General features: G+C 38.1%; 15 protein-coding genes and 2 pseudogenes. 3 read left to right on the forward strand and 14 right to left on the reverse strand.

Annotated elements, in window-relative coordinates; genetic code table 11:
- Position 1: 1 nt before the first annotated feature.
- Genes spoIIIAE through spoIIIAA form a run of 5 tightly spaced genes read right to left on the reverse strand, consistent with a single transcriptional unit; the run spans position 2 to position 3,322 of the window.
- Positions 2 to 1,219 carry a stage III sporulation protein AE gene (gene spoIIIAE / locus MKX65_RS16360; RefSeq protein WP_445677922.1) on the reverse strand — a complete coding sequence of 406 codons (1,218 nt, stop codon included), beginning with the start codon at positions 1,217 to 1,219 and terminating at the stop codon, positions 2 to 4.
- Positions 1,220 to 1,245: 26 nt separating this feature from the next.
- Entirely contained in the window at positions 1,246 to 1,641 is a 396-nt protein-coding gene (spoIIIAD, locus tag MKX65_RS16365) for a stage III sporulation protein AD (protein ID WP_066047148.1), read from the reverse strand.
- 8 nt (positions 1,642 to 1,649) lie between these two features.
- Entirely contained in the window at positions 1,650 to 1,856 is a 207-nt protein-coding gene (gene spoIIIAC / locus MKX65_RS16370) for a stage III sporulation protein AC (RefSeq protein WP_077213937.1), read from the reverse strand.
- Positions 1,857 to 1,888: 32 nt separating this feature from the next.
- Positions 1,889 to 2,404, reverse strand: a complete 516-nt coding sequence (gene spoIIIAB / locus MKX65_RS16375; protein WP_160546562.1) for a stage III sporulation protein SpoIIIAB — start codon at positions 2,402 to 2,404, stop codon at positions 1,889 to 1,891.
- Positions 2,405 to 3,322, reverse strand: a complete 918-nt coding sequence (gene spoIIIAA / locus MKX65_RS16380; protein ID WP_340904593.1) for a stage III sporulation protein AA — start codon at positions 3,320 to 3,322, stop codon at positions 2,405 to 2,407.
- A 157-nt stretch (positions 3,323 to 3,479) separates the two neighbouring features.
- On the opposite strand from spoIIIAA, the gene MKX65_RS16385 reads away from it, so the two are divergent.
- Complete coding sequence (locus MKX65_RS16385) at positions 3,480 to 4,157, forward strand: SIMPL domain-containing protein (protein ID WP_160546564.1); 678 nt, start codon at positions 3,480 to 3,482, stop codon at positions 4,155 to 4,157.
- Between the two features lie 55 nt (positions 4,158 to 4,212).
- Here the strand turns inward: MKX65_RS16385 and efp are convergent, their stop codons facing one another.
- The 3 genes from efp to MKX65_RS16400 all read right to left on the reverse strand — a co-directional run bounded on the left by efp (position 4,213) and on the right by MKX65_RS16400 (position 6,468).
- A complete protein-coding gene (efp, locus tag MKX65_RS16390) occupies positions 4,213 to 4,770 on the reverse strand; it encodes an elongation factor P (RefSeq protein ID WP_160546565.1) in 558 nt (185 codons plus the stop codon).
- A gap of 25 nt (positions 4,771 to 4,795) precedes the next feature.
- Positions 4,796 to 5,857 (reverse strand): M24 family metallopeptidase, encoded by a 1,062-nt coding sequence (locus MKX65_RS16395; RefSeq protein WP_160546607.1) that lies wholly within the window; start codon positions 5,855 to 5,857, stop codon positions 4,796 to 4,798.
- Between the two features lie 86 nt (positions 5,858 to 5,943).
- Entirely contained in the window at positions 5,944 to 6,468 is a 525-nt protein-coding gene (locus MKX65_RS16400) for a YqhR family membrane protein (protein WP_160546566.1), read from the reverse strand.
- 364 nt (positions 6,469 to 6,832) lie between these two features.
- On the opposite strand from MKX65_RS16400, the gene MKX65_RS16405 reads away from it, so the two are divergent.
- On the forward strand, positions 6,833 to 7,207 hold the full coding sequence (locus tag MKX65_RS16405) for an SA1362 family protein (RefSeq protein WP_160546567.1): 375 nt from the start codon (positions 6,833 to 6,835) through the stop codon (positions 7,205 to 7,207).
- Between the two features lie 211 nt (positions 7,208 to 7,418).
- Here the strand turns inward: MKX65_RS16405 and MKX65_RS16410 are convergent, their stop codons facing one another.
- From MKX65_RS16410 to MKX65_RS16435, 6 genes and pseudogenes are all read right to left on the reverse strand, one after another.
- Positions 7,419 to 8,303: a patatin-like phospholipase family protein gene (locus tag MKX65_RS16410; protein ID WP_340904599.1), complete on the reverse strand. Its 885-nt coding sequence runs from the start codon at positions 8,301 to 8,303 to the stop codon at positions 7,419 to 7,421.
- Between the two features lie 106 nt (positions 8,304 to 8,409).
- Complete coding sequence (gene splB, locus MKX65_RS16415) at positions 8,410 to 9,435, reverse strand: spore photoproduct lyase (RefSeq protein WP_340904601.1); 1,026 nt, start codon at positions 9,433 to 9,435, stop codon at positions 8,410 to 8,412.
- Between the two features lie 106 nt (positions 9,436 to 9,541).
- Positions 9,542 to 11,275 (reverse strand): annotated as a pseudogene (locus MKX65_RS16420) (vitamin B12-dependent ribonucleotide reductase); the annotation flags it as partial.
- Positions 11,276 to 11,551: 276 nt separating this feature from the next.
- Positions 11,552 to 12,334, reverse strand: coding sequence for an HNH endonuclease (locus MKX65_RS16425; RefSeq protein ID WP_160546571.1), 783 nt, complete (start codon positions 12,332 to 12,334; stop codon positions 11,552 to 11,554).
- Positions 12,335 to 12,403: 69 nt separating this feature from the next.
- Positions 12,404 to 13,222 (reverse strand): annotated as a pseudogene (locus MKX65_RS16430) (ribonucleotide reductase N-terminal alpha domain-containing protein); the annotation flags it as partial.
- Between the two features lie 388 nt (positions 13,223 to 13,610).
- Entirely contained in the window at positions 13,611 to 14,447 is an 837-nt protein-coding gene (locus MKX65_RS16435) for a lipoate--protein ligase family protein (RefSeq protein ID WP_160546572.1), read from the reverse strand.
- A 174-nt stretch (positions 14,448 to 14,621) separates the two neighbouring features.
- On the opposite strand from MKX65_RS16435, the gene MKX65_RS16440 reads away from it, so the two are divergent.
- Complete coding sequence (locus MKX65_RS16440) at positions 14,622 to 15,002, forward strand: rhodanese-like domain-containing protein (protein ID WP_119709106.1); 381 nt, start codon at positions 14,622 to 14,624, stop codon at positions 15,000 to 15,002.
- Positions 15,003 to 15,008: the final 6 nt, after the last annotated feature.

The raw sequence follows: 15,008 nt of genomic DNA on the forward strand, positions 1-15,008 counted from the left end.
CCTAACGAACCATCATCGTAAGGTTTCCTGCTGCTATGACAACAGTTAAACTTAGAAAAAACATCATAGATACGATAGCTAAAGCAGCAAAAACGAAAACAATGCTTTTACTAATAATTTCTAAACAAGCGATAACCGGTCCTCCACCTAGAGGCTGTAAGACAGCAGCAGCAAATTTATAAATAAAGGCAATCATTAATATCTTAATCGCCGGAAAAGCAACAATAAGTAACAAGATTGCTACCCCTGCAATTCCAACGGTATTTTTCAGTAAAAGCGAAGCACTAATCACTGTATCAGTGGCATCTGTAAACATTCGTCCAATAACAGGGATAAAATTACCGGTAATGAATTTTGCTGTTCGAATCGTAATTCCATCTGTCACAGCTGCTGAAGCTCCTTGAACACTAAGAACACCAAGGAAAACCGTGAGGAAGATTCCGAGTAATCCAATGCTCCAATTTCTTAACAGATTTCCTAATTGAGTTACTTTGTGATGCTCTGATAAAATACTTACAATGCTTAATACTGCTCCTAAAAACAAAAGTGGTAAAACAACATATTGAATGAACATTCCACTGCTATTCATGAGGAATAAAATTACTGGATGGAAAAAGGCAGCAGATACGAGCCCCCCCGACGAGGCGATTAATGCAAGAAGAAGTGGAATGAGCGCCAAGATGAAGGAAATCATCGTTGTTATCGTATCATTTGTATACTGGATGGCTACATGAAAACTGTTTAGTGCGATAATAATCAACACCATAAATACAATTGCATACGCTACTTTACTAACTGTGCTCTTTTCGAATGAGTTTTGCAGTGTTTGCAAAAACATGGAGAACACGGTTAGCAATATTAGGGTACCAAGAAGCTTTCCATTAACAACAAATTCGTGAAAAATGAATTTAATTATTCCATTTGTCCACTCTTTTAAGGAAAATTGCTTGTCCCCCTTGATAAAATCGTAAAGGCTTCCCTTCTGACTTTCCGGAAGGAATCCTCCGTATTCCGTTGTAATCTTTTCCCAAAAAACCTTCATTTCATCCATATCTAAAGCTTCAAGCTGTTCTTCCATCATTTGTTCAGGATTTATGACGGACTGTGAAGAAGATTGAGTTTCTTCATTTGTCTCCGCTTTACTTATTGGGACAGACACAAATAGAATGAGAAATATGAGAGAGAATGTTTTGAAGATCAATTGCTTCAACTTTTTCACCTTCTTTTATCGGTTCAGTGGTTCAATTAATTTGGGATTAATGCAATGATGGTTTCTATCAATACCGTCAAAATGGGGATCGCCATAGCAAGTATTAATATTTTCCCAGCCATCTCAATCTTCGAGGCAATTGCTGCTTGTCCCGCATCCTTTGTAATTTGAGATGCAAACTCCGCAATATAAGCGATTCCGATAATTTTCAGGATGGTTTCTACGTAAATAATATTTACGTTTGCATTTATCGCTATCTTTTCAAGCATATGGATAATCGCGTAGATTTGATCGATTAAAAAGAGAAAGATGGAACATCCAACAAATACGATTAGCAAAAAGGCGAAATTTGGTTTTTGCTCTTTAACTACAAGAGCTAAAAAGGTAGCAATAAGCGCAAACCCAACTATTTGTAAAATTTCAATCGTCAAACCCTCCTTTATCCTTGGAATAGGAACACTGATTTGATTTTTTGAAATAACTCATCCACAATAGAAGCGACCATAAACAATATATAAATAAAGCCAAATAAAGTTACCCACTGAGCGTACTCTTTTTTTCCGACTTGATCGAGGATCGTGTGTAAAAACGCAACTACAATACCTACTCCAGCTATTTTAAAAATAATATCCACTTCTAAGCCCATTTGCTTTTCCTCCTAAGACCACATTCGATTTTTTACATCAGTAGAATAACTAGTAGTAACCCTGATAGAAATCCTAAGCTTTTCATCATCTTTTCATATCTCAATTGTTTGTCATATGCATCCGCTTCTTCACGCTCTAGATGGGTTAAGGCTAACCGAATTTGTTTTTGTTGAGAGAAACGATCATGCCTTCCAAGCGTCTCACCAAATTGCTTCATAATCTCATATTCTCCTTGCTTTAACGCTGTAAGCTTCCAAACCTCTTGAAGACTTTCCTCCCACGCATCCTTTACCGTTGTTTCAGAATTGGTTAGTTTCTTCGAAAAGGATTCAAAAAACCAAGAAATGGGCTTGGAAAGCTGCGATGCTAATCTTCTAGCTGCTTCATGAAGAGGGGTATGACCATACATGATTTCAGCCTCAAGTGATTGTAAGGCTGATTTTAGCTGTCTTAGTTGGCGAGGTCTTTCCGTTAAGTGCCTAGAGGCTTCAAAGCCCGTCCAAGTAGTAGCAACAATAATAAAAACAGCTCCGATTATCTTTAACATTTATGTCACACTCACTTTTCTGACCATTTCTCTACCATGTTGATCCTTCACAGAAAGTATCGTTCCCGGCCCTTCTTTTCGGCTTAATTCAATGAATCTCTGAAAAATTTCACTCTTGATGATGGGTGTCAATGTGGGTCTTTTTACAATATCTGCGTACGAATGACCATGTGTCGTTGTTACAAGTGAGATCCCTGCATGAACTGCTTCTAAAATAGCCTCGCCGTCCTCTTCCCTGCCAATTTCATCTACAACTAACACATCAGGACTCATGGAGCGAATCATCATCATCATCCCTTCAGCTTTTGGACAAGAATCTAATACATCTACTCTAGGTCCAAATGTTAACTGTGGAATACCATTTATACTTCCAGCAATTTCAGATCGCTCATCGACAATTCCTACCTTGGCTGCTGGAATCGTATTTGTACCTGTTGATATCACCCTAGCCAAATCTCTTATTAACGTGGTCTTTCCTGTCTGTGGTGGACCAATAATCATGGTATGCAACCAATCTCCTTCATATAGAAATGGGAGAAGACTATGACAAATCCCGATTTTCTCTCTTGCTATTCGAAAGTTAAAAGAGGATACATCTGTAATTGCTTTCACCTTTCCCGCCTCCAAAATAACTTTCCCGGCAAGGCCAACCCGGTGACCACCTGCCACCGTAACATATCCTCTTTTTAATTCTTCCTCTAATGTATAGATAGAAAAATGACTGATCTTATTCAACAGTTGTATTGCATCTTCTGCTTTTACCGTATAAGGTAGGAAGATTGGTTTTCCCCCACAGGTGATCTCCAATGGGCGACCAATTCTAATTCGAATTTCTTCCATATCATTTAATTGAAAGGGAGACAGTTGATTCATTTGATTGGCAATCGCTTTAGGTAACATACCCATAACATCTTCCATAACCTTTCCTCCTGTCATCAGAACCTTTCTCATTAATTCATTTGTATGCCTGCTTGGCCACTTTATGACTCCTGAATTCTATAATTGACAGTAGAATCTTATTCCTTATACTGCATACATTTTACAAAGGAGAAGTATTGAAAAAGGGGGAGTTGATATGTATCAGAATTACACGAGAGCATGGAACCATTATCCTTCTAGAGCAACAAGTAGTAATGAAATTAGGGTGATAGGGGAAGGAACGGTTGATATTCAACCAGACCAAGCCGATGTTATTATTGGAATCATCACAGAGAACAAGGAACTCGTACCCGCACAACGAGAAAATGCACAAGTAAGTGCTGCTGTTGTGGATGCTTTGCTGTCACTACAAATACCGAGAGAAAAAATTAGAACATCTGACTATTCTATTTTTCCTCAATACGACTTTGTTGATGGCGTGCAAACGTTTCGAAATTACAAAGTTGAGCATCGTTTAACCGTTACATTATCCAATATGGATCAAATTGGCATGGTCGTTGATAAAGCGATAGAAAGTGGAGCAAACAGTATACTTGCGATTAACTTTTCAGCAAAGAATGTATTAAATCAGGAACAACAAGCACTCACTCTTGCCGTTCATGATGCGACACAGAAGGCTGCAGCGATTGCTCAATCTCTACGTGTTCAACTCAATCATCCTCCTATCCTCATTATTGAAGGAGGCAGTGCTGTAAATATTCCTGAGCCACTTTATTCTACGATGCCGATGGTAAAAGGGGTAAGTACAACGATAGAACCTGGTTTACTACAAGTAAAGGCAACCATTACGGCTGTCTTCCAATTTACTTCGTAACAAAAAAAAGACACTCAATCGAGTGTCTTTTTCATTCTTGTTTGCTCGTGCAATATTAAGCTCTTGAAACGTATGACGATTCTGTTGTGTTAATGATTAGACGATCACCTTGGTTAATAAAGAAAGGTACTTGAACAGATAGACCTGTTTCTAAAATAGCAGGTTTTGTTCCACCAGATGCTGTGTCACCTTTGATTCCTGGCTCTGTTTCAACAACTTCAAGCTCAACCGTATTAGGAAGTTCCACTCCTAGTGTTTCACCTTGATACATCATGATATGAACTTCCATGTTTTCTTTCAAAAACTTTAGTTCATAATCAATTGCTGTTGCAGGAAGCTCGATTTGATCATATGACTCCACGTCCATGAATACATGTTGCTCTCCGTTTGCGTATAAATATTGCATTTTACGGTTGTCGATTTGCGCTTTCGCTACCTTCTCACCCGCACGAAATGTCTTCTCTTGAACGGCTCCTGTACGCAGGTTACGAAGCTTTGAACGAACAAAAGCCGCACCTTTACCAGGCTTAACGTGTTGGAAATCCATTACACGCCATAAGCCGCCATCTACTTCAATTGTTAAACCTGTACGAAAATCGTTTACTGAAATCATTAATAAATCCTCCTAATAAGATGCATTAAAGAATAATAAGTTCTTTTGTAGAGTATGTGAGGGATTCATTTCCATCCTTCGTAATAATCGTATCATCTTCAATACGAACACCGCCAAGCCCTGGAATATATATACCAGGTTCAACAGTTACAATCATTCCTTCTTCAAGAACAAGATTTGATCTTACTGATAGTGCAGGTCCTTCATGCACCTCTAGACCAATACCATGTCCCGTTGAATGACCAAAATACTCACCATACCCATGCGAAGAAATATGATTTCTTGTTAATGCGTCGGCTTCTTTTCCCGTCATTCCTGGTTTGATTCCTTCCATCCCGAGTAATTGCGCTTGTAAAACAATATTGTAAATTTCCTTTAGCTTAGCATCAGGTTCTCCAACTGATACGGTTCTTGTAATGTCGGATACATAGCCTTTATAATATGCCCCAAAGTCAAGTGTTACAAAATCACCTGCTTCAATCACTTTTTCACTAGCCACTCCATGAGGTAGTGCAGATCGAATTCCTGAAGCAACAATTATATCAAAAGATGATGAAGTTGCACCTCTTTTTCTCATAAAGAACTCAAGCTCATTCGAAACCTCTAACTCTGTTACGCCAGGACGAATAAAGCCTAGAATATGTGTAAACGCAGCATCTGCAATCTTTGCTGCTTCCTTTAATATCTTAATCTCTGCGTCAGTCTTTATCAAGCGCAACTTTTCAATAACGCCTGATAATGGTACTAGTTCTGATTGGACGGCTTCTTTATAGGATTGATAAGAAGAGTATGTAACATGTTCTTGTTCAAAGCCTAGTCTTGTGATCCCCAACGCTTTAACTTGTGCTGCTACTTCCTCAGGTATGGTGCCGTTATGCTTTACTATTTCAAAGCCTACACATTGCTTTTCTGCTTGCTCGACATAACGAAAATCAGTAATAAATTGTGCACGATCTTTACTAATTAGAACAACACCTGCTGACCCAGTGAAGTTAGACATATAGCGACGATTAAAACTACTTGTTATAAGAATGCCATCCACATTTAGCTTTTCTAACTCGGCTCTTAATTTATTTAATTTTCCCATCATTCTCTCCCTTTCGTATTCTTATTCTTTTAAACGAAAAAAGAATGCTCAATAAGAACATTCTAACACATCCTTTTTTCGTTACACTAGTCTGGAGAGAACTGAGGCTCATGGTTTGCTTTTTTTATTTTCTTCATTTCGTGTTCCTCATAGGAAATCGAATAGCCGATAAACGTTCCATATAAAACATAAAAACAAGCTGTAGTAATTAATGTATTTAACTCCATCTTTCTAAATGGAGGAATTCCAGGAAAGATTGGGTTAAGCACGAACAATACTAATGCCAATAACGCAAGTCCAAAGCCTATGCTAATAAATATACTCCTAAAACGTCTGAGTAATATGTAATACATAATGGCAACCCCGATTGAGATAACTCCGAGAAGAACAATTGAAATCAATGTACCTAGCCATTGTTTCTTCCATGCGCCGATCGCCCATGGTTCTAGGATAACCCTAGGATGAATCTCTGTGAAGTTAAAATACCATGCAATAAATGCAAGTCCACTCCACAGCATTCCTCCTACAAACCCTGTGATAATGACCATAGCCATAAATGATAATGGTTTTTCATGCTGTTCTTGCTCATATTTCTCCTTCTTTTCTGCCATTAAAACCACCTCCATTTGTATTATGTCCCACAGCATTTCTTTCCTTACTTATAAATAAAAATAATTTGATTTCTGTCAATTTTAGTCTACATGATAGAGGTTTTTTTCTTTTTCTAGTAGAATAAATATAATATAAGATTTTATTAAACAAATGTAAAAACGGTGTTCCAATATCGTGGAATGTAGCATAAATTAATTAATACCAATAAAACGTTTGAAACAAAAACAACCTCACCATTTAAAATGTGCAAGCCTAATATTCACACCATCTTAACCAACAATGGGTGGAAATTGTGTAATTGTCAGAGCAGCTAGTTTAAAAGCGGAAAAAAATGCTAATCATGCTTTTAGGGAGGTGGCTTTCATGAAAAATCGAACTTCGCTTATATTCATCGTTTGTTTAGTTACTTTAGCTGCTATCGGAGTAGTATCTAGGCTCATGGTCAATCCTAGTGAATTTTTTAAAAGTATTTTTGTGTTTGCAATTGTCGGAGTCATTCTGTACTTTTTGGTTCGACATTTTTATAAGGGAAGTCCCGACAAAAAAGAACAGCATGCGTTCCGCAAAGCTGCTAAGCGTTCAAAAAAGAAGTATATACAAAGGGAAGGTCGGAAACCTTCAGCCAAAAGTGGCTCTATCACTTCTTTAAAAAAGCATGCGAATAAATCTAAATCAGCCACACATTTAACGGTCATTGAAGGTCGAAAAGGTAAAAAGAAAAACCGAGCATCGTTTTAAGAGGCTCGGTTTTTCTTTTTAGTAAGCTCTTTTCTTAAACTTTGAAGGTTATTGGAACAAAATTTTAATGGTTGTGCTAAGTATCTAGGAGAAAATGGGTTGAATTTAATAAGAAAAGAGCATGCAAACTAAATTCTTAAGCGCAAGATAGCTATTTCTACGTTAAAATCGGCTTTAAGATTTTAACAACAATCTTTACGAAAACAGCCTTTTAGTAACTCCATTTTGAAAAGAATTGGGATGCTCTTTCCTTCCCAAAATCGAAAAGGATTTGCTTTTTTTCCTCGGTCAATTCAAACTCCGTTGTTAATACCCCTTCCGTTGGGATAAAGATGATATTTTTTTCATGCTTCCTCGAGATATATCTTGAGTCATGAGCATCCTTCATAGTCTCAAACAGCGCCTCGTATAGTTTAATTGCATTAGTGATTGGTTTAATCGGTCGATCCTGAATACTATGAGACAGTTTAATTCCTAATACTGGTCTGACCTTCTTTACATTCTCACCATCAAATAGCCACATAGGGAAATTACTTAGTACTCCACCATCAACAACGGTGCTTGTCGTATGTCCATGCTTTATCTTAACGGGTTCAAAGAAATACGGTAAGCTGCAGCTCATACGAATCGCCTTTGCAACTGAAAATGAATTCGGATTAATTCCATAGGACGGTAAATCATCTGGGAGGATAATTAATCTCCCATTTGATAAATCAGAAGCGACAACTCTTAAAGCTTGAGGCTCTAGGTCGGCAAATGTTCGAACACCTTGTTGCGCAAGCTTTTCAGCAAGCCACTCTTCAAGTTTCTGGCCCTTATATATACCAAGCCTCCAATAAAGTAAAATCCATTTAGCCACACGAAAGGGTAAATACGACGGACGAGTATCTAAAAACGTTTTTAAATCCAATTCATTTATAAGCTCATATACCTCTTTGCTCGTATAACCTGCAGCAATTAACGACGCAATAATGGAACCTGCACTCGTTCCTGCCACTCGTTTAAATCGGAATCCTCTATTCTCTATTGCTTCATAGGCACCAACTAAGGCTATTCCCTTAATGCCTCCCCCAGAAAAAACGCCGTCAATATACATGGAAGTCACTCCTTAGATGCACGTATATGATACATCTTTAAGCAGGACCTTCATTAAATAGTACGGCGGACAATCTAAATTATTTTATTTTTTATCAAAATGGCTTTTACGTAAAGTAACTGACCTCTGCGTTAGGAAAATACTCTTTTACATACCCACGGATCGTTTGCTCCATATCGGCAGCTTCATCGGTTTGATATACGTACTTTCCTATTCCGTAACGTCCCCATTTGTATTTTCTTTTTTCTTCATCCATCTCGAGCTTTGTTTTCGGATAGCGCTTTTCAATTACCTTTTTGGCTGGCTTTGTAAAACGATGCTGAATTAATTCAAAGGTTAAGTCAGGTAACTCAATGCCTTGTAACGACTGACTCAGACGTTCAAATAACTCACGATACCCTTCCTTCCAGTCGTCATGAAGGTAAATAGGTGCAACGATAAAGCCAAGTGGATATCCCGCGTTCGCGACCTTCTTAGCGGCTTCAAGGCGTTCATCAAAGGTTGATGTGCCCGGTTCGAAATTTTTTATTACATAACGCGAATTTACACTAAAACGGAAACGGGTTTTCCCATTATGTTTCGCATCAAGCAGATGGTCGACATGATGATATTTCGTTACAAAGCGAAGTTGACCATATTCTGTTTGACCGATAAACTCGATCGTTTTCTTTAGGGAATGTGTTAAATGATCTAAACCTACAATGTCTGAGGTACAAGCGGCTTCGAATCGAGTGATCTCAGGTGCTCGTTCATCCATATATTTTTGCGCTTGATTAAAAATATCCTCGAGATTTACGTATGTGCGAATATATGGCTTACTTCCTAATGTGGTTTGTAAATAACAGTAATGACAATGCCCCATGCATCCTGTTGCTAAAGGAATGGCGTATTCAGCTGACGGCTTAGATGTATCAAACTTTAATGTCCTTCTCACACCTACAACTAAAGTCGACTTTGCATTCCGGTATTGCTGAAGCTCATTATCTCCAGGAATTCCACGAATTTGGTTATGTGAAGTCGTTTCTCGTATTTCAAGGCCCATATTTTCAAACTTTTGTTTCAATTCTTTACCGAGCTCATACTCTAGTGCACCTGGTTCTATATATACAAGCTGTGGTACGAACGGCTTCATTTTTTTCCCTCATTTCATCAACCTAGTTATACTGGTAGTATGAACAAAAAAAGAAAGAAATGAAAAAAGAGGATGGAACAATTATTTCCATCCTCTTTGACTCAAATTATAGACCACACTTTAACTGTGCGTTACAGTTTGTACATGTGTTACAGCCACCGATTTCTTTTACTTTTCCTTTACGACATACAGGACAAGTATTTCCAACTTCAGAACCGATCGTCACATCTGTTGAACGTAAATCCGAAATGGTATCAACTAATACCACATGTGCTTTTTCTACATTTGTCTCAAATTCATCAACCGTATTTTCTTCTGCTTTTAGTGTGAGTACCTGGCTATCACGTGATCCATCCACATAAACGGTACCACCCTTTGCTCCTCCACGGTAGAGACGCTCATACACCTTTTCTACCTGCTCAACGCTATATCCTTTTGGTGCATTTACCGTTTTACTGATTGAACTATCAATCCATCTTTGGATGACACATTGTACGTCAGCATGCGCTTCAGGTGAAAGCTCCATCGCTGATACAAACCAGCTTGGTAACTGATCAGGATCCGCTTCTGGGTGACGGTCAAGATAATCTTGTACAATATCTGCCTTTACTTCAATAAACTTCCCAAGACGTCCACTGCGGAAATATGAGAACGAGAAGTAAGGCTCAAGACCCGTGGATACACCTACCATAGTTCCGGTTGATCCTGTAGGAGCTACTGTTAGCAAGTGAGAATTACGAATACCATTTTCTAGGATCGCTTCTCTTACATGCTCAGGCATTTTCTGCATAAAGCCCGTTTGCGTAAATGCTTGACGAAGACGATTTGTTTCTACATCTGTATTGCCTACAAGGAACGGGAAGCTACCTTTTTCCTTCGCTAATTCAACAGATGTTTCATAAGCTGTCGTTGCAATCGTTTCAAACACTTTATCAATCAGAACATTTCCTTCTTCAGAACCGTATTCTGTTTCGCAATAGATCAGAAGATCATGTAAGCCCATTACCCCAAGTCCTACACGTCTTTCTCCTAATGCTTGGTTCTTATTGTCTTCAAGGAAGTATGGTGTAGCATCAATCACGTTATCTTGCATACGAACGCCGACAGCGACCGTTTGTCTTAACTTTTCAAAATTAACTGTTTTTGTCTCTTTATCTGCCATTTCCGCTAAGTTCACAGCAGCAAGGTTACACACGGAATATGGTGCTAGCGGTTGTTCTCCACATGGATTTGTAGCTACAACTTGTTGACCATATGCTTTTGCATTTGTCATGTCGTTTGCGTTGTCGATGAAGAAAATTCCAGGCTCAGCAGAGTATGTCGCGCAGATATTGATAAGATTCCATAATTCTTTTGCTTGGATCTTTCTGTACACTCGTACTTTATGTCCTTGTTTTTCCCACTCACGTACGTCCCCGAATTTATGCCACTCTTCGTTGTAAATTTTCATTTCTTCTGCATTATAGCTTTCCACATCCGGGAATCGAAGCTCATACACAGAATCATTTTCAACTGCTTCCATAAACTCTTTTGTTAAACAGATAGAAATATTTGCACCTGTTAAGAATTCTGAGTTATGAACGGAGAAATTCCCTCCAGTAGCAAGCTTTTCTTCAGCGTCTGCAATATTTTTCTCAGAAAAACCACCTTGACCTGGAATCGTTTTGTAATTTGCAATTCCTTGGTACATAGAACGCTCACTCTCTGTAAGAGGAGAAAACTTTAGTTTTTCTTTAGCATATTTTTTAATCGTTTCATCTTTTGTTGTCTCAAGTAAGAAACGAAGAATTCTTGGGTTTTGCATTTTTGAGATAATAAATTCAATAATGTCAGGATGCCACGTTACATACCGTCTCTTTCGAGAAATTTCATTGCATTTGCAATCGGACTAGACTATATCATCACCCTTAAAACAAATTTAGGGGCTGGGCGCTAATGAGAGATTATTGTTGGGTCTCACTCTCTAGTCGTTGAACCTTCGCCATTACCTTTGCCCAATGACGCTTGGCTGCGGATTATCCAATGAAAACAATTTTTATAGCCCTCACGCTCACCGTTTCCAGTCACGTTGTGGCTTGCTTTCCTCTAAGGAGTTCCCCGCAATTCACCCAGTTTTCTAGTCGTTCATCATCTGAACGACGCGGACTAAGGCATCAACAAATTGCTCTTCTTTACCATAAGTAGTTTCATGGCAACTTCTACATAGAGTTATGCCATTATTTATTTCAAACTGTTTCTCAGGATATTTCTTTTTAGGATAGATATGATGTGCTGCAATATCTTTAGAATTAGAATTACACCCTGGCATTCTACACCGATACACATCTCTAATGTAGACCTGTTTTCTCCACTCTTTGTATTGAGCAGAATCGGTAATATCTTCTGTCTGAATTCTATTTTCTTTTTGATATTGGGCATAACATTTACAAGAACAAAAATGTTTGTTACTTCTAGCAATAGAAGATAACTGTCTTTCAAAATCTTGGGAACAATTAGTACATTGGATTGTTGATCTCTTTTTTATCCTCGATTTCCTAATTTTTATCTTAGAAAATTCAGAATGAGTCCTACCACGTCTTCCAGCACCTTTATCAATTTCATTGTGCCCTCTAACTGGAAATCCAAAATACAACAAACGATCGAGTATAGTAGTATAGCTAACATTTAACTCATTTGCTATTACCGAATACCCTTTCTTTTTAATCATATACTCGTGGTATAACCATTCTTTATCATCATAGATTTCGTCCCCAAGCTTTAAACTCCTCTTCCTAATTCCATATCTCCTAAGCAATCCTCTGATTGTTGTTCTTTTCAATCCTGTGTCAACAGCAATCTTAGAAACAGTTTGGTTTTCAGTTATATACTTTTGATAAAGTTGTTCCCTAGTAGGATTCATTGAACATCACCACCGAACATTTGTTCTAATGTAATCTTACCATAAAGGAACCGCAATTTCATCTTTTCAATCCGCTAACATTATCATTTGAGCTCCACGTCTTGACCCACCTTGCTCTACCAAATGCGTTAACTTCGCAATATCATCCAACCATGAAACCGAACCAGATGATTTACCGTTTACTCCACGAGCAAGTGTATTTCTTGGTCTTAGGGTTGAACCGTTCGTTCCAACACCGCCACCGCGGCTCATGATTTCCATTACTTGCTTACGATGCTCGGAGATTCCTTCACGAGAATCTTGCACAAATGGCATTACATAACAATTGAAGAATGTTACTTCTGTACCAGCACCTGCTCCATAAAGAACTCGTCCTGCTGGAATGAAATTTAAGTTAACTAGTTCCTGGTAAAACTTCTGGAACCATTCAGTCTTCTTTTCTTCTGTTCTCTCTACTGAAGCCAAGCCTGTTGCGTTGCGTTTCGCAATTTGCTCATAGAACACTTCCAATGGCTTTTCAATGACATCAAGTGAACGATTAATAACTCCTGTACTAGCTTCTTCAGGGTCATCTAGAACTCCTCTAAACTCCTCATCAACAAGCACTTTAGCCATCTTTTGGTCCCAATCAATTTCAAGAATAAACCCAAGACCTCTCGCGGGAAACTTTGGATCTTCTTTAATTGTAAGAACAACAAAATCTCCGTTCGATAATGTTAGCTTTTCCGTATCTTTAAATGTATAACGGTCAAGCATAACAAGTCTTGATACCCCTTTATGAGTAATCTTCATATCCGGGGTTACTGGATGCACCTGAGGAAACAAGCTAATGTCCTTGTTTAAGCTCTCGACATCAATATTCATTTTTCTTCCAAACGCAACAGACATACACACAACTCCTTTAAAATATACAAATGCTTCTTTTAATCTACTCTGTAAAAAACTACTAATAGAAATCCAGAATCTAGCGCAGCTAGGAATATTCTTAAATTACCACAGTCCAATGGTGAAATCAACTATATTGTCTACATATAGTATATATTTTTCCAAAACAACCACTATATATTGTGTTTAGTTCAAACACCTACAAATTTGTCAAACTCAAAAAAATTAAGAATCTAGCGAAAAGAGATGATTTTTGTAGATTTTCGAGCGAAAGCGATAAATTTTAACAAATTTCGCTCCTTGCTTTTTCTAATAATGAGACAAAACCTACGTACTATAGGCTTTTTTCCTATAACTTTACAAAAAAAAGAAAAGCGACATATTTCGACGCTTATCTTTTGAAATTCCACTCATCACTTTCATAACGTTCGCGCGCTAGTTTATGAACATAATCTAGCTGCTCTGCAGATAATACAAATGGTTTCAGCTCTATGTTTAGCCCTTGCTCGAATCCCTCTTTAAAAGCACGTTTGGCTTCCTCTACCTCTATTTTTCTTGAACTAATGTCATTAATGGCCACAGCCTTGTTACTAAAGGCTTTCTGCATTCGTTCTTTTACTCTTTCGTTTGGGTATTTAAAAAGACTAAACAGCTTATCCTCATCTATATCTAGTAGGATGGAACCATGCTGCAAAATAACACCTTTTTGTCTTGTTTGCGCACTTCCTGCCACTTTTCTTCCCTCTACAACGAGCTCATACCAGCTGGGTGCATCAAAGCAAACGGCTGAACGAGGATTTTTTAGAGAATCTCTTTCCTCAGCTGTTTTAGGAACCGCAAAGTAAGCATCTAACCCTAGTAACTGAAAACCTTTTAATATTCCTTCAGAAATCACTCGGTATGCTTCTGTTACCGTTTTAGGCATATCGGGATGTTCTTCTGTCACAATAACACTATACGTTAACTCTTGGTCATGAAGTACCCCTCTTCCACCTGTTGGTCTACGCACGAAACCGAGGTGATGTTCTTTTACCTTTTCAAGATCTATTTCCTTCTCAACCTTTTGGAAATATCCTATAGAAAGAGTAGCCGGATTCCAGCCATAAAAACGTATAATTGGCGGAATCTCACCTTTACTATGCCAATCAAGTAATGCTTCATCCAATGCCATATTAAAAGAAGGAGATCCTTCTCCTGAATCAATGAAACCCCATATTTCTTTGTTCATAATGAAACCTCTTTTTCTAATGTTGAAATCTAGCTCTATTAGCTTAACAAATGAATCGAGTGAAAGAAAGTAACAAGTACTCAGGAAATTAAGTTGTTCCTCTTTACCCAAAGTCACAACACCGATATAATATAACTTGGCGTGATGCTTGTTCGAAAGGAGACATGTAACTTTATGGATACTCTTTATTTTATCCTTATACTAGTAGTTGCCATTATCGCTTACTCTGTGATTACTTGGCTATACCAACGTAAAATTGTAAAAACACTGAATGAACAACAATTCCGTGAAGGCTATCGAAAAGCTCAACTAATTGATGTGCGTGAACCGAACGAGTATGAAGCGGGACATATCTTGGGAGCTAGAAACATTCCTCTTTCGCAGTTTAAAATGCGTATGAAAGAGATTCGTCCTGACAAACCGGTTTATCTATATTGCCAAAGTGGGATGAGAAGTGGCCGTGCTGCACAAACACTTTATCGTAAAGGCTATAAGGATCTTTCTCACCTTGAAGGCGGATTCAAAAAATGGTCTGGAAAAATTAAAGTGAAGTAATACAAA

Source organism: Robertmurraya sp. FSL R5-0851, from assembly GCF_038002965.1.
GTDB classification, from domain to species: Bacteria; Bacillota; Bacilli; order Bacillales; family Cytobacillaceae; genus Robertmurraya_A; species Robertmurraya_A beringensis.

Bases quoted from the DNA above. Each gene is read 5' to 3' on its own strand.
- MKX65_RS16435 (WP_160546572.1), bottom strand. From the start codon at position 14,447: ATGAACAAAGAAATATGGGGTTTCATTGATTCAGGAGAAGGATCTCCT.
- MKX65_RS16395 (WP_160546607.1), bottom strand. From the start codon at position 5,857: ATGGGAAAATTAAATAAATTAAGAGCCGAGTTAGAAAAGCTAAATGTG.
- spoIIIAA (WP_340904593.1), bottom strand. From the start codon at position 3,322: ATGGAAGATGTTATGGGTATGTTACCTAAAGCGATTGCCAATCAAATG.
- MKX65_RS16410 (WP_340904599.1), bottom strand. From the start codon at position 8,303: ATGTATATTGACGGCGTTTTTTCTGGGGGAGGCATTAAGGGAATAGCC.
- MKX65_RS16385 (WP_160546564.1), top strand. From the start codon at position 3,480: ATGTATCAGAATTACACGAGAGCATGGAACCATTATCCTTCTAGAGCA.
- MKX65_RS16425 (WP_160546571.1), bottom strand. From the start codon at position 12,334: ATGAATCCTACTAGGGAACAACTTTATCAAAAGTATATAACTGAAAAC.
- MKX65_RS16405 (WP_160546567.1), top strand. From the start codon at position 6,833: ATGAAAAATCGAACTTCGCTTATATTCATCGTTTGTTTAGTTACTTTA.
- MKX65_RS16440 (WP_119709106.1), top strand. From the start codon at position 14,622: ATGGATACTCTTTATTTTATCCTTATACTAGTAGTTGCCATTATCGCT.
- efp (WP_160546565.1), bottom strand. From the start codon at position 4,770: ATGATTTCAGTAAACGATTTTCGTACAGGTTTAACAATTGAAGTAGAT.
- MKX65_RS16400 (WP_160546566.1), bottom strand. From the start codon at position 6,468: ATGGCAGAAAAGAAGGAGAAATATGAGCAAGAACAGCATGAAAAACCA.
- spoIIIAC (WP_077213937.1), bottom strand. From the start codon at position 1,856: ATGGGCTTAGAAGTGGATATTATTTTTAAAATAGCTGGAGTAGGTATT.
- spoIIIAB (WP_160546562.1), bottom strand. From the start codon at position 2,404: ATGTTAAAGATAATCGGAGCTGTTTTTATTATTGTTGCTACTACTTGG.
- splB (WP_340904601.1), bottom strand. From the start codon at position 9,435: ATGAAGCCGTTCGTACCACAGCTTGTATATATAGAACCAGGTGCACTA.